The 13037-nt window shown below is 71.5% G+C and carries 16 protein-coding genes; 4 read left to right on the plus strand and 12 right to left on the minus strand.

Annotated elements, in window-relative coordinates:
* The gene (locus L1857_RS11800; protein ID WP_116113726.1) at positions 1 to 357 is read left to right on the plus strand and encodes a barstar family protein; all 357 of its coding nucleotides are present in this window, start codon (positions 1 to 3) and stop codon (positions 355 to 357) included.
* On the opposite strand, the gene L1857_RS11805 is transcribed toward L1857_RS11800, so the two are convergent.
* The gene (locus L1857_RS11805) at positions 354 to 1127 is read right to left on the minus strand and encodes an enoyl-CoA hydratase-related protein (RefSeq protein ID WP_116113729.1); all 774 of its coding nucleotides are present in this window, start codon (positions 1125 to 1127) and stop codon (positions 354 to 356) included. The two genes, L1857_RS11800 and L1857_RS11805, sit on opposite strands and share 4 nt — an antisense overlap.
* A gap of 125 nt (positions 1128 to 1252) precedes the next feature.
* Between L1857_RS11805 and L1857_RS11810 the strand changes: the two genes are divergently transcribed.
* Complete coding sequence (locus tag L1857_RS11810) at positions 1253 to 1696, plus strand: hypothetical protein (protein WP_116113746.1); 444 nt, start codon at positions 1253 to 1255, stop codon at positions 1694 to 1696.
* Positions 1693 to 2211 (plus strand): DUF3558 domain-containing protein, encoded by a 519-nt coding sequence (locus tag L1857_RS11815; RefSeq protein ID WP_116113732.1) that lies wholly within the window; start codon positions 1693 to 1695, stop codon positions 2209 to 2211. Before L1857_RS11810 ends, L1857_RS11815 begins: the two co-directional genes overlap by 4 nt.
* Positions 2212 to 2214: 3 nt before the next feature.
* Here L1857_RS11815 and L1857_RS11820 read toward each other — a convergent pair whose 3' ends face one another.
* From L1857_RS11820 to L1857_RS35675, 11 genes are all read right to left on the minus strand, one after another.
* A complete protein-coding gene (locus L1857_RS11820) occupies positions 2215 to 3093 on the minus strand; it encodes a TIGR03854 family LLM class F420-dependent oxidoreductase (RefSeq protein WP_249465071.1) in 879 nt (292 codons plus the stop codon).
* A 63-nt stretch (positions 3094 to 3156) separates the two neighbouring features.
* Positions 3157 to 3876, minus strand: a complete 720-nt coding sequence (locus tag L1857_RS11825) for a sirohydrochlorin chelatase (RefSeq protein WP_249465074.1) — start codon at positions 3874 to 3876, stop codon at positions 3157 to 3159.
* Positions 3873 to 4760 carry an ABC transporter permease gene (locus tag L1857_RS11830; RefSeq protein ID WP_116114738.1) on the minus strand — a complete coding sequence of 296 codons (888 nt, stop codon included), beginning with the start codon at positions 4758 to 4760 and terminating at the stop codon, positions 3873 to 3875. Before L1857_RS11830 ends, L1857_RS11825 begins: the two co-directional genes overlap by 4 nt.
* A complete protein-coding gene (locus tag L1857_RS11835; protein WP_094008786.1) occupies positions 4747 to 5547 on the minus strand; it encodes an ABC transporter ATP-binding protein in 801 nt (266 codons plus the stop codon). Before L1857_RS11835 ends, L1857_RS11830 begins: the two co-directional genes overlap by 14 nt.
* A 10-nt stretch (positions 5548 to 5557) precedes the next feature.
* The gene (locus L1857_RS11840) at positions 5558 to 6562 is read right to left on the minus strand and encodes an ABC transporter substrate-binding protein (RefSeq protein WP_094008829.1); all 1005 of its coding nucleotides are present in this window, start codon (positions 6560 to 6562) and stop codon (positions 5558 to 5560) included.
* Between the two features lie 81 nt (positions 6563 to 6643).
* Positions 6644 to 7945, minus strand: a complete 1302-nt coding sequence (locus tag L1857_RS11845; protein WP_249465078.1) for a sulfate adenylyltransferase subunit 1 — start codon at positions 7943 to 7945, stop codon at positions 6644 to 6646.
* Positions 7945 to 8859 carry a sulfate adenylyltransferase subunit CysD gene (gene cysD, locus L1857_RS11850; protein ID WP_094008788.1) on the minus strand — a complete coding sequence of 305 codons (915 nt, stop codon included), beginning with the start codon at positions 8857 to 8859 and terminating at the stop codon, positions 7945 to 7947. Before cysD ends, L1857_RS11845 begins: the two co-directional genes overlap by 1 nt.
* Before the next feature lie 10 nt (positions 8860 to 8869).
* Positions 8870 to 9574, minus strand: coding sequence for a phosphoadenylyl-sulfate reductase (locus tag L1857_RS11855; protein ID WP_094008789.1), 705 nt, complete (start codon positions 9572 to 9574; stop codon positions 8870 to 8872).
* Positions 9571 to 9723, minus strand: a complete 153-nt coding sequence (locus L1857_RS11860) for an Insertion element protein (RefSeq protein WP_094008790.1) — start codon at positions 9721 to 9723, stop codon at positions 9571 to 9573. Before L1857_RS11860 ends, L1857_RS11855 begins: the two co-directional genes overlap by 4 nt.
* Positions 9720 to 11420: a nitrite/sulfite reductase gene (locus L1857_RS11865; protein ID WP_094008791.1), complete on the minus strand. Its 1701-nt coding sequence runs from the start codon at positions 11418 to 11420 to the stop codon at positions 9720 to 9722. The genes L1857_RS11860 and L1857_RS11865 overlap by 4 nt, the downstream gene beginning before the upstream one ends.
* 132 nt (positions 11421 to 11552) lie before the next feature.
* The gene (locus L1857_RS35675; RefSeq protein ID WP_429727754.1) at positions 11553 to 11642 is read right to left on the minus strand and encodes a putative leader peptide; all 90 of its coding nucleotides are present in this window, start codon (positions 11640 to 11642) and stop codon (positions 11553 to 11555) included.
* A gap of 118 nt (positions 11643 to 11760) precedes the next feature.
* Here L1857_RS35675 and hemW point away from each other — a divergent pair, with 118 nt between their 5' ends.
* A complete protein-coding gene (gene hemW / locus L1857_RS11870) occupies positions 11761 to 12966 on the plus strand; it encodes a radical SAM family heme chaperone HemW (RefSeq protein ID WP_249465082.1) in 1206 nt (401 codons plus the stop codon).
* Positions 12967 to 13037 lie beyond the last annotated feature (71 nt).

The following is a 13037-nucleotide window of genomic DNA, read 5'->3' on the forward strand; positions in this document are numbered from 1 at the left end:
ATGTCCTCTTCCCAGACGATCGTCGAGCAGGCCCGTGCCCGCGGCGCCTACTCGCACCTCATCGGCAGCCGGCCGGCGGACAAGATGTCCGCCCTCGACGCCATCGCGTCCGCGTTGTCCTTTCCGGACTGGTTCGGCCGCAACCTGGACGCGCTGTACGACTGCCTGACCGATTTGTCCTGGTTGCCCTACGGTGAGCACGTCCTGGTGTGGGCGGGGTCGGACCTGCTCAAGCAGGCCGATCCCAAGGCGTACCTGGCGATCCGCAGCGTGCTGTCGGACGCCGAGCGCGCGCTGGCGCCGGGCGGCGACCGCGCCGACAGCCGCCGGCTGACGGTCGCCCTCACCGACGACTAGTCCTGCGGGACCCAGTTCGGCTTGCGCTTCTCGGCGAAGGCGCGGATGCCTTCCTGGCCCTCCTCGCTCGCGAAGAACCGGGCGGAGAGCCCGAGCATGTCCGGGAAGCCGTCGGCCGGGGTGGCCGGGCGCGGGCTCGCGAGGAGTTCCTTGGTGGCGGCGAGCGCGGCCGGTCCGCCGAGGGTGAGGGAACGGACGTAGCGGTCGGTCGCCTCGTCGAGGTCGGCTGGGTCGACGGCCTTGTTGATCAGGCCGATCTCGGCGGCGCGCGCGGCGTCGAACACGTCACCGGTGAGGAAGAGTTCCTGCGCGGCGCGCGGGTTGACGCGGGGCAGCACGGTGAGCGAGATGACGGCCGGCACGACGCCGATGCGGACCTCGGAGAACGCGAAGGTGACGTCGGTGGTGGCGACGACGATGTCCGCGGCGGCGACCACGCCGACCCCACCGGCGCGGGCGACCCCAGCCAGCTTGGCGACGACCGGCTTCGGGCTGGTCCAGATCTGCTCGAGGATCCGCGGGAACTCGTTGACGCCCTGATCGCCGGCCCCGGCGCCGCGCGCCTCCTTGAGGTCCATGCCGGCGCAGAACACCTTGCCCGTGTGGGTGAGAACGATCACGCGGACGGCGTCGTCGTCGTTGGCCTCGGCCAGCGAGCCGGACAGCTCGCGGCGCAGCTGGGCGGACAGGGCGTTCCGGTTGTGCGGCGAGTCGAGGGTGATGGTCGCGACACCACTCCGCACTGAGTAATGCACCAGTTCATCAGTCACGGGGGTCACCATAGTTGGGGTGGTGCTGCCGAGGCGCCTGGTTGTGAGCGGCTGCGCATCGGGGCGAAGCTGTGACAGCGCGTGAGACCGCACGCTACGGTGCTACCGATCGGGAAGGGGTGGCCGTGGCCGAGGGTGGTGCGACGTCGGGTGCCGCGCAGATCGCCGGTGTGTTCGGCGGCGAGGACAACCTGAACAAGATGCACGCGGACGCAAAGCGCATGCTGGCCGACGCGAAGGCCGGCCGCTGGGCGGTGGACGAGGAGACAGGCACCCACCTCCGGCGAGCGGTGACGCAGATGCAGGAGGAGATGAGCAGGATCGCTCAGCGCATCGACCGGCTGCAACGCGCGCCCAAATTCGGCAATGACGAGTACGCCCAACGAGCAGCGGCGCATTTTCTCGCCGCGATGGATTCGGACGACCAGTCGCTCGTCCGGGTGTTCCTCGCAGCTCAGGAGATGCTGGATAACCTTCGAGTGGCTATCGAGATCGCGATCAGCAAGTATGACGCCTCGGACGAGGCGGCGACCCAGGCTCTCCAGACCTTCAAGGACCAGGACCGGTGACCGTCAACGTTCGAATCGTCCAAGCCGCCGCGGCGATGGTGTGTCTGGCTGCAGCTACGACTGGGTGCACCACCACGGTGGCGGGCACAGCATCACCCGCGCCGAGTTCAAGCACTGCGAACTCCGACGTCTTCGCCGGTCTCAACGCTTGTCGGGTCCTTGAGCAACTGACCGCCGGTCAGGGGTTCGGTCCTGGCGAAAACATCAGTCGACGCAACGAGTGCGACGTGCTGAAGCACGAGTTCGGCACATACGGGCTTGCGCTGGACCCTGTTCAGGGTCTGCGTGAGTTCGCCGAGACCAGCGACGGCGTGGTGGAGACCTCGGTCAACGGGCGCAAAGCGCTGCAGGCGCCGATTCCCTTGGGTGGTTGTGCGATCGTGATCGAAGTCGGCGAACACGCCCGCGCCATGGTGCAGGTATCGCTGATTTCTGGACCCCGCGATCCGCAGGCTTGCGTGGACGCTCAAGCCCTCGCCGAGAAGCTGGAACCCCTGTTGCCCAAGGTGCGGTGAGCGTCAGTTCTGCCGCGGCAGCAGCTCTTCCGTGAAACGGTCCAGGAAAGCCTCGAACGACGAACCGCCCTGGTGGTAGATCACGAACTTCGTCAGGCCGGCCTCCAGGTGGGCGTCCAGCAGGCGGTGCAGCGCTGGCCAGTCCGAAGCGATCACCTCCGCCGGGTCGGTCTCCGGGCGGCGTTGGCGCACCGCGGCGGTCAGTTCGGGCGTCGGGCCGTTTTCGGCGAGCAGCAGGCTCATTCCGTAGTGGTCCGGCTCGATCGAGCGGCCCGCCGCGGCGGCCGCTGACTCGATCGCCTCGCGGGCGTGGCGCGCCTCGGCCGGGGACAGGAAACTTCCCAGCCAGCCGTCGGCGTACTGGCCGATCCGGCGGTACGCCGCGGGAGCACTACCGCCCAGCCAGATGTCCACCGGGCGCTCCAGCCGCGGCCCCAGCGACACGTCCGCCAGCTTCCAGAACTCGCCCGCGAACTCGCCCTCACCGGACAACGCCGCGCGCAGCAGCCGCAGCGACTCGTCGAACACCCCGGCCCGCGCGCCGGCCGGGACTTCGAACAGGTCCCACTCGCTGCGGCGCGCCGGGCGCAGGCCGAACACCGGCAGCACCCGCTTCGGCGCCAGCGCCGCCAGCGACGCGATCTGCTTCGCCACCAGCACCGGGTGCCGGCCGGGCAGCACGGCCACCGACGTGCCCGCCTTGAGCCGCGACGTGCGGGCCAGCGCGTGCGCCATCCCGACGAACGGGTCCACCGCGTCCGAGTACACCTGCTCGGAGAACCACACCGAGTCCACCCCGGCGGCCTCCAGACGGTCCACCACTGCCGGGAGCCGCGCGGGCGGCATGTCCGCCCCGAGCCCCACCCCGATCCGGATCTTCACCCCACCCACGTTACGGGTCCGGGCGGCCGGATGGCACTGCCGGGCGAGCGCCGGAGCCGCGAGTCAGGCGGTGCGGACTGCTCCGGACAGGGCGGCGGCGTACCGCTGCAGCACCAGCTCCGCCACCCGCGGGTCGTCAGCCAGCGGAGCGGCCACCGCCGCCGAAGGGGCGGCCTCCAGCGCCAGCCGCGAGATGCGGTCGGGCAACAGGCCCGGCGCGAGGAACCACGACGCCACCGCGATCCGCGACGCGCCCCGGGCCCGCAGCTTCGCCACCGCGGCCGGCACGTCCGGCTTCGCGGCGCTCGCGAACGCCGCCACGGCGCGGAAACCGTGCCGGGACTGCCATCGGCGGGCCAGCGCCGACACCGCCTCGTTCGCCGCGGGGCGCGATGAACCGACCGCCGCCAGCACCACGCCCAGACCGGGATCCGCGACATCCGCCACCGAAGCCAGCCGGTCGAACGCCACCGCCTCCAGGTCCGCCCCCAGCACGTCCGCGATCGTCACCCGCAGCCCCGGCACCTCCGCCACCAGCGCCGGCAGGTCGACCCGCGCGTGAAAGGCACTGCCCAGCAGCAACGGCACCACGACCGCCGACCGGTGGCCGGACCGCACCAGGTCCCGCAGCACGTCCGTCACCAGCGGCGCCGACAGGTCCAGGAACGACACCCGCACGTCCACCTCGGGCGCCGCGGCGGCGACGCGGTCCACCAGCGCCCGCACGGTCGCCGCGGACCGCGGGTCCCGGCTCCCGTGCGCGACGGCGACCAGCGGGATCACAGCGACCCCAGCCCGCGCGCCCGCAGCACGGCCCGCTCCAGCGGCCGGAACACCAGCAGCTCGATCCCGACGCCGACCAGCAGGATCAGGAAGATCGCCGCGATCACGGTCGACATGTCGTTGAGGAACCGGCCGTCGTCGAGGTAGGCGCCGAGGCCCTTGCCCAGCAACGGCGACGTCGCGATGATCTCCGCCGCCATCAGCGACCGCCACGAGAACGCCCAGCCCTGCTTCAACCCGGCCAGATAGCCCGGCAGCGCCGCGGGCAGCAGGATGTGCCGAGCCGTCGCCAGCCGTCCCGCGCCGAGCACCTTGCCCACGCGCGGCAGGATCGGCGGGATCTGGTCGATGCCGGCCACCAGGCCGTTCGCGATCGACGGCACGCTGCCCAGCAGCAGCACCACGTACATCGCGGCCGGCTCGACACCGAACCACAGCACCGCCGCCGGCACCCAGGCCACCGACGGCAGGCTCTGCAGGCCGGACAGGAACGGCCCGATCCCGGCCCGCACCAGCTTGACCTTCGCGACCAGCAGCCCGAGCGGCGTGGCGATCACGATGGCGACCAGGAACCCGAGCACCGCGCGGTGCACCGACGTCCACACGAACCCGAACGCGTCCCCGCTGGTGAACCGGCCCCACAGCTCGCTCCACACCGCAAGCGGCGCGGGCAGCTGGTACTCCGGCCAGAACGCGGCCGCCCACAGCGCCTGCCAGATCGCGATCACCAGGACCAGGAACGCGACCGGCGGCAGCACCGAGCGCACGAACCGGCCCCAGCCGCCCTTCTTCGCGGGCGGCTGGACGGGCGTGTCGAGGGCGTCCAGACCCGCTTCGACCGCCGCGGCGTCCGGTTCGGCGGTCGAGCCCTCAAGCGGCGGCATGGCTGCTGATCACCTCGCGCAGGCGGCGGTTGATGACGTCCACCGCGTTGACCTCGTCTTGCCCGGCCAGCCCGTCGACGCGCCACTGCTGCACGACCTTGCCCGGCCGCGACGACAGCAGCACCACCCGCTGCCCCAGCCGCACCGCCTCGCGCACGTCGTGGGTCACGAACACCACCGCGCTGCCGGTCGCCTCCCAGATGCGCAGCAGTTCGGCCTGCAGCACGTCGCGGGTGATGGCGTCCAGCGCGGAGAACGGCTCGTCCATCAGCAGCAGCGACGGCCGTTCCTCGCCGTCCTCGGTGTAGGTGGCCGAGGCCAGCGCGCGGGCCAGTGCCACGCGCTGGCGCATGCCACCGGACAGCTCGTGCGGCCGCTTGGCGCCGGCCCCGGACAGCCGCACCAGCTCCAGCAGCTCGCCGGTGCGGGTCCGGCGCTCGGCACGGCCCATGCCGGCCAGCTTCAGCGGCAGCTCGACGTTCGCCGCGGCGGTCAGCCACGGCATGAGCGCCGCCTCCTGGAACATCACCGCCGGCCGGGACGTCGTCAGCTCGATCTCGCCCGCGGTCGGCCGGTCCAGGTTCGCGATCAGGTTCAGCAGGGTGGTCTTGCCGCAGCCCGAGGCGCCGAGCAGGCAGACGAACTCCCCCGGCGCGACATCGAGGTCGACCCCGGCGAGCGCGGTCACGGCGTCGCGGCCCTGCCCGAAGCTCTTGTGCACCCCGGACAGCCGCACGGCGTGCCCGGTCGCGGGCTCCACCGGCGGACGTCCCAGCGTGGCGGTCATGACCAACCTCCTACTTCTTGTCCAGGCCGGACGCGCTGACGGCCGGCTTCCCGGCCTGGGCGAGCACGGTGTTGAGCAGGGTCAGATCGGCGAACCCGGCGACGTCCGGGGCCTTGTTCTTGACGCCGGCGGTCACCTGGTCCTGGGCCAGCTGCGGGAACTGCCCGGCCAGCGGGTCGGTGGTGAGCTGGATGCCCTGCCACGCGCGGTCGAGCGTGCCGGGCGCCAGCGCCTTGCCGGTGAGCTGCTGCAGCTGGTTGTTCACCGCGGTCTTCGCCTTGGCCGGATCGGCCGCGGCGAGTTCGTTCGCGTCGAGCAGGCCCTGCAGGATCGCGGTGACGGTCGCCGGGTGCTCCTTGAGGAACTGGGTGCGCACGATCAGCACGGTGGCCGGGAACTGCCCGCCCGGCCACAGGTCCTTCTCGTCGACCAGGACCTTCGCGCCGGCCTCCAGCACCAGGCGGGACGCCCACGGCTCGGGCAGCCACGCGCCCTGGATCGCGCCGGACTTGAACTGGTCGAGCGTCAGGGCGTTGTCGATGTTCTGCACCTTGACGTCGGTCAGCTTCTGGTCGGAGATCCACTTCTTCAGCGAGACGTCCTGCGTGTTGCCCAGCTGCGGCGAGGCCACGGTCTTGCCCCGCAGGTCCTGCGGTGTGTTGATCTCCGGCTTGACGACCAGCTGCGCGCCGCCCGAGGTGGCGCCCGCGATCAGCCGCACGGCCTCGCCCGCGGACTGGGCGTAGGCGTTGATCGCCGGGCCGGAGCCGATGAACCCGATGTCCAGCGACCCGCCCAGCAGCGCGTTGACCTCTTCGGGGCCGGCGTTGAACTTCGTCGGGACCAGCTTGGTGCCGCCGAGTCGCTGGGCGAACAGGTTCTGGTCCAGCCCGATCAGCGCCGAGGCGTGCGTGACGTTCGGGAAGTACCCCAGGCGCACCTCGGCGGCCGGACCCTGGTCCGTCGCGTTCGCGGACTCGTCCGAACGGTCCGCCCGCGTACACCCGCTCACCACGGCCAATACCGACAACGCTGCTGCTGCCAGAGCCAGAACGCGAGTTTTCACGGGCGGACCTTTCGGTTGGGGGATGGGGAGTTACGGGCCGGGGGAGACCACGTCCCGGTCGCTGCGCAGCACGGGAAGCGGCGCACCGACCATCCCGGCCGCCAGCGTGGTGCCGTCGGCCGGGTCGATCACCAGGAAGGCGCCGGTACGCCGGCTCACCTCGTACTCGTCGACCGGCAGCGGTTCCGCGACGCGGACCTTCGCGCGGCCGATCTCGTTGAGCTGCAGCGTCTCCGGGTAGTCCACGGTGGACAGCTTCTGCTCGTCGAAGCGGGAGACCAGCTCGTCCACGAACGCCTGCACCGTGCGCGCGCCGTGCTTGACCAGCACGCGGGCGCCCGGGCGCAGCGGCTTCTCCGACAGCCAGGCCAGCGTCGCGTCCAGCTCGTCGGTGGGCACCGGGGCGGTCGCGGCGGCCGCGATCACGTCGCCGCGCGCGATGTCCAGGTCGTCGGCCAGCACCAGCGTCACCGAGCGGCCGGCGGCGGCCTCGGTCAGCGCACCGTCCGGCGTGTCGATCCGCTCGACCGTCGTGCGCAGGCCGGCGGGCAGGACCACGACCTCGTCGCCCGGCCGCACCGTGCCCGCCGCGACCTGGCCCGCGTAGCCGCGGTAGTCCGGGTACTCGGGCGTGCGCGGCCGGATCACGTACTGCACCGGGAAGCGGAACGGGGCGTCGTGCGGGTCCGGCGCGACCGGCACGGTCTCCAGGTGCTCCAGCAGCGTCGGGCCGGAGTACCACGGGGTGTGCGCCGAGCGCTCCACCACGTTGTCGCCCACCAGGGCGGACACCGGGATCGCCAGCACCGATCCCTCGGCGTAGCCCAGCGACGTGGCGTGGTCGGTGAACTCCTTCGCGATGACCCGGAAGGTCTCCTCGTCGTAGTCCACCAGGTCGATCTTGTTCACCGCGAGCACCAGGCGCGGCACGCCGAGCAGCGCGAGCACCGCGGCGTGGCGGCGGGTCTGCTCGATCACGCCCTTGCGCGCGTCGACCAGCAGCACGGCCAGCTGCGCCGTGGAGGCGCCGGTGACGGTGTTGCGGGTGTACTGCACGTGGCCCGGGGTGTCGGCGAGCACGAACGACCGCTTCGGCGTGGCGAAGTAGCGGTAGGCGACGTCGATCGTGATGCCCTGCTCACGCTCCGAGCGCAGGCCGTCGACCAGCAGCGACAGGTCCGGAGTGGACAGACCGCGGTCGACGCTGGCGCGGGTGACCGCGTCCAGCTGGTCGGCCAGGACCGACTTGGTGTCGTAGAGCAGACGGCCGACGAGCGTCGACTTGCCGTCGTCGACGCTCCCGGCGGTGGCGAGCCGCAGCAACGAGCTCATCAGAAGTACCCCTCCCGCTTGCGGTCCTCCATGGCGGCCTCCGACAGGCGGTCGTCGGCCCGGGTGGCGCCGCGCTCGGTGAGCCGGCTCGCCATCACCTCGGCGATCACTTCTTCGACGGTCGACGCCGTCGACTCCACGGCGCCGGTGCAGGAGCCGTCACCGACCGTGCGGTAGCGCACCGTCAGCTCCTTGACCTCTTCGCCGTCACGCGGACCGCCCCACGGTCCCTCGGTCAGCCACATGCCGTCGCGCTGGTAGACCTTGCGCTGGTGGGCGTAGTAGATCGAGGGCAGCTCCACCTTCTCGCGCGCGATGTAGTTCCACACATCGGCTTCGGTCCAGTTGGAGAGCGGGAACACCCGCACATGTTCCCCCGGACGGTGCCGTCCGTTGTAGAGGTTCCACAATTCGGGACGCTGACGGCGCGGGTCCCACTGCCCGAACGCGTTGCGCAGGCTGAAGATGCGCTCCTTGGCCCGCGCGCGCTCCTCGTCGCGGCGCCCGCCGCCGAACACCGCGTCGAACTTGTGCTCGGCGATGGTGTCCAGCAGCGGTTGCGTCTGCAGCGGGTTGCGGGTGCCGTCGGGACGTTCGGTCAGGCGGCCGTCGTCGATCCAGTCCTGCACGTTCGCGACGATCAGCCGCAGGCCGTACTTCTCCACGACGGCGTCGCGGAACGCGATGACCTCGTCGAAGTTGTGCCCGGTGTCCACGTGCAGCAGCGGGAACGGCACCGGCGCCGGCCAGAACGCCTTGATCGCCAGGTGCAGCAGCAGGGTCGAGTCCTTGCCGCCGGAGAACAGGATCACCGGTCGGTCGAACTCGCCGGCCACCTCCCGGAAGATGTGGATGGCCTCGGATTCCAGAGCAGCGAGGTTGTCGGTCGCTGCGTCGGTCGCGGCTGTGGTCACTTCCCTCTCCCTACGCGTGCAGGCCGCACTCGGTCTTGGACTTGCCGGCCCAGCGGCCGCTGCGCGGATCGGCGCCCGGCGCCACCTTCGCGGTGCACGGGGCGCAGCCGATCGACAGGTACCCCTCGCCCACCAGCGGGTTCTGCAGGATGCCGTGCTCGTCGATGTAGGCGTTGAACTCCTCGTCGGTCCACGGCGCGATCGGGTTGACCTTGACCAGGCCGTTGCGGTCGTCCCAGGTGACGATCGGGGTGTTCGCCCGGGTCGGGGCGTCCACCCGGCGCACGCCGGTGACCCACGCGGAGTAGTTCGACAGCGTCTTGCGCAGCGGCACCACCTTGCGCAGGTGGCAGCACAGGTTCGGATCCCGCTCGTGCAGCTTCGGCCCGTACTCGGCGTCCTGCTGCGCCACGGTCTGCTCGGCGGCCGCGTTGACGATCGTCACGTCCGGGTACACGGTCGCGACCGCGTCCCGGGTGCCGATCGTCTCGGCGAAGTGGTAGCCGGTCTCCAGGAACAGGACGTCCACATCGGACTTCACCTTGGTGGCGAGGTCGATGAGCACCGCGTCCTGCATGTTGGAGGCGACGATGAAGTCGTCGCCGAAGGTCTCCGCGGTCCAGCGCAGGGCCTCCAGCGCGGTCGCGTCGGCCAGCTCGGCGGACGCCTTCTCCGCCAGTGCCTTCAGTTCTTCGGTCCTCGTCGCGGTGGTCACTTGCTCGCTCCTTCCGGAAAGCGCAGCCCGATGAACTTGACGGTGAAAACGCGGCGGCAGGCGCCGCAGAGCCAAGCCCCCTCTTCCTCGGGACGCAGGTCCTCGTCCCCGCAGTACGGGCAGTGGAACGGGGTCGCCCGCTCACTCATCGGAGATCGGCCTCGTCGGCGCGGGCCACCCACTGCGGGAAGCGCTCGCCCTCTTCCCGCTGACCCAGGTAGTTGCGCACGACCCGCTCGACGTAGCCGATCAGCTCGTCGCCGGTCACCTTGTGGCCGCGCAGCTTCCGGCCGAACCCGGCGTCCAGGCCCAGCCCGCCGCCCAGGTGCACCTGGAAGCCCTCGACCTGGTTGCCGTCGTCGTCGGTCACGATCTGGCCCTTGAGGCCGATGTCCGCGGTCTGGATGCGCGCACACGAGTTCGGGCAGCCGTTGATGTGCACCGTGACCGGGTTCTCCACCTGGTCCTGGATGTCGGCCAGCCGCTCCTCCAGCGCGGTCACCAGCTCCTTGGCGCGCTGCTTGGTCTCCACGATCGCGAGCTTGCAGAACTCGATGCCGGTACAGGCCATCACGCCGCGGCGCCACGGGCTCGGCTGCGTGGGCAGGCCGAGCTCGGCCAGCTCCGCCTGCAGGCCCGGCACGTCCTCCTCGGCGACGTCGAGCACCAGCAGCTTCTGCAGCGGGGTGAGCCGCACCCGGTTCGACCCGGCGCGCTCGGCGGCCTTCGCCACCTTGATCAGGGTCGAGCCGGACACGCGGCCGCCGATCGGCGCGGCGCCGACGTAGAACTTGCCGTCCTTCTGCCTGTGCACGCCGACGTGGTCGTGCTGCACCGCGGGCACCTCGGGCGCGGGGCCGTCGATCAGCTTCCGCTTCAGGTACTCGTCCTCCAGCACCTGGCGGAACTTCTCGGCGCCCCAGTCCTTGACCAGGAACTTGATCCGGGCGCGCGAGCGCAGGCGCCGGTAGCCGTAGTCGCGGAAGACGCTGATCACGCCCTCCCAGACCTCGGGGACCTCGTCGCGCGGCACCCACGCACCCAGCCGCTGGCCGATCATCGGGTTGGTCGACAGGCCGCCGCCGACCCACACGTCGAACCCGGGACCGTGCTCGGGGTGCACGACGCCGACGAACGCGACGTCGTGGATCTCGTGGGCCACGTCCGGCAGCCCGGACACCGCGGTCTTGAACTTGCGCGGCAGGTTCGCGTACTCCGGCTTGCCCAGGTAGCGGCGCTTGATCTCGTCCACGGCCGGGGTGCCGTCGATGACCTCGTCCGCGGCGATCCCGGCGACGGGGGAGTTGAGGATGACCCGCGGGCTGTCGCCACACGCGGTCATGGTGGTGAGGCCGGCGCCTTCGAGCTTCTCCCAGATCGTGGGCATGTCCTCGATCCGGATCCAGTGGTACTGGATGTTCTGCCGGTCGGTGATGTCGGCGGTGTCGCGGGCGTAGGTCTGCGAGATCTCCCCGATCAGCGCGAGCTGCTCGGTGGTCAGGTCGCCGCCGTCGATGCGGACGCGGAGCATGAAGTACTCGTCGTCCAGCTCCTCCGGCTCCAGCGTCGCGGTGCGGCCGCCGTCGATCCCGGGCTTGCGCTGCGTGTAGAGGCCGTACCAGCGGAACCGGCCACGCAGGTCGCCCGGATCGATCGAGTCGAAGCCGCCCCGCGCGTAGATGTTTTCGATCCGCGATCGAACGTTGAGCGGGTGGTCGTCCTTCTTCGAGCGCTCGTTCGGGTTCAGCGGCTCGCGGTAGCCGAGGGCCCACTGGCCCTCACCACGACGCTGCCGGGCGCGCGGGGTTCGGGCGGCGGCAGGGTTGTCGCGCGTCGGCGAAGCCATGTTCGAGTCCTTCCGGGGCTTTCGCGAAGGCGCCGCGCGCACGGATATGCCCTGGTCGAACCCGTGGTGAGGGGGTAGGCAGTCCGCGGCGTGACGGCGCCCGCTGGTCCTAGCTGGGTGGCGGTGGCGGCGTCAGTTCGTCTCGCGGCACAGGGCGCTGGCGACACGCCGGAAGTCGACGTGGCGACGCACCACGAGGAGCACTCCGGCATAAGTCACCACGACAGCGTGCCACGCTGCTCACGATGTGGTCCAGCCCGCACCGCATGCTGGGATACGCATCACGCTGAAAAAATCTCCGGCACACTGGCGCGCGGAGTGGATCAGGGACACTGGACTCGTGAGTGAGACTTCCGCCCCGGCGGCCTTCGCGCTGCCGGAGCACGCGCTGGCCGGGCTGGGGACGCGGCCCTTCGGCGTCTACGTGCACGTGCCGTTCTGCGCGACCCGCTGCGGGTACTGCGACTTCAACACCTACACCGCCGGTGAGCTGGGCACGAGCGCCTCGCCCGAGTCGTGGCTGGAGGGCCTGCGGCGCGAGCTGGACCTGGGCGCGCGGGCGCTGGGGAACGCGCCGGCGGCCGAGACGGTGTTCGTCGGCGGCGGCACCCCGTCGCTGCTGGGCGCGTCCGGGCTGGCCGACGTGCTGGACGCGGTGCGGAACGCGTTCGGCCTGGCGCCCGATGCCGAGGTCACGACGGAGTCGAACCCGGAGTCGACCTCGCCGGAGTTCTTTTCCGGGCTTCGCGCGGCCGGGTACACGCGCATCTCGCTGGGGATGCAGTCGGCGGCCCCGCACGTGCTGCGGATCCTGGACCGCACCCACACGCCGGGCCGCCCGGTGGCCGCCGCGCAGGAGGCCAGGGCCGCGGGGTTCGAGCACGTGAACCTCGACGTCATCTACGGCACGCCGGGGGAGCGGACCGCCGACCTGCGCGCCTCGCTCGACGCGGTGCTGGCGGCCGGGGTGGACCACGTGTCGGCGTACTCGCTGATCGTCGAGGACGGCACCGCGCTGGCCCGGCGCGTGCGGAAGGGCGAGCTGCCCGCGCCGGACGAGGACGTGCTGGCGGCGGACTACGAGCTGATCGATTCGGTCCTGTCGGCGGCGGGGCTGACCTGGTACGAGGTGTCGAACTGGGCGGCGTCGGAAGCCGCCGCGTGCCGGCACAACCTGGGCTACTGGCGCGGCGGCGACTGGTGGGGCGCCGGGCCGGGCGCGCACAGCCACGTCGGCGGCGTGCGGTGGTGGAACGTGAAGCACCCGGCGCGCTACGCCGCGGCGCTGGCTTCCGGCGGGTCGGCGGAGGCCGATCGCGAGGTGCTCACGCCCGAGGAACAGGCGTTCGAGCGGATCATGCTGGAGCTGCGGCTGGCCGAGGGGCTGCCGCTGTCCGCGCTGGACGCCGCCGGCGTGCGCGAGGCCGAGACGGCGGTGGCGGAGGGGCTGCTGGACGCCGTCGCCTTCGCGGACAAGGGGCGCTGCGTGCTGACCTTCCGCGGCCGCCTGCTGGCCGACGGGCTGGTGCGGCGCCTGGCGGCCTGAAGTATCCGCTCGCGGCGATCGTCGCGGCGCTGCTAGCTTTTCGCGGTACCTGGTGACTTCGGGAGGTCGAG

Source organism: Amycolatopsis thermalba, assembly GCF_023376025.1.
GTDB lineage: Bacteria > Actinomycetota > Actinomycetes > Mycobacteriales > Pseudonocardiaceae > Amycolatopsis_E > Amycolatopsis_E thermalba.

What these genes read in the sequence shown, in the direction of transcription:
- L1857_RS11800 (WP_116113726.1), top strand. Translation starts at nt 1, where the DNA reads ATGTCCTCTTCCCAGACGATCGTCGAGCAGGCCCGTGCCCGCGGCGCC.
- L1857_RS11830 (WP_116114738.1), bottom strand. Translation starts at nt 4,760, where the DNA reads ATGCCGCCGCTTGAGGGCTCGACCGCCGAACCGGACGCCGCGGCGGTC.
- L1857_RS11835 (WP_094008786.1), bottom strand. Translation starts at nt 5,547, where the DNA reads ATGACCGCCACGCTGGGACGTCCGCCGGTGGAGCCCGCGACCGGGCAC.
- L1857_RS11845 (WP_249465078.1), bottom strand. Translation starts at nt 7,945, where the DNA reads ATGAGCTCGTTGCTGCGGCTCGCCACCGCCGGGAGCGTCGACGACGGC.
- L1857_RS11860 (WP_094008790.1), bottom strand. Translation starts at nt 9,723, where the DNA reads ATGAGTGAGCGGGCGACCCCGTTCCACTGCCCGTACTGCGGGGACGAG.
- L1857_RS11865 (WP_094008791.1), bottom strand. Translation starts at nt 11,420, where the DNA reads ATGGCTTCGCCGACGCGCGACAACCCTGCCGCCGCCCGAACCCCGCGC.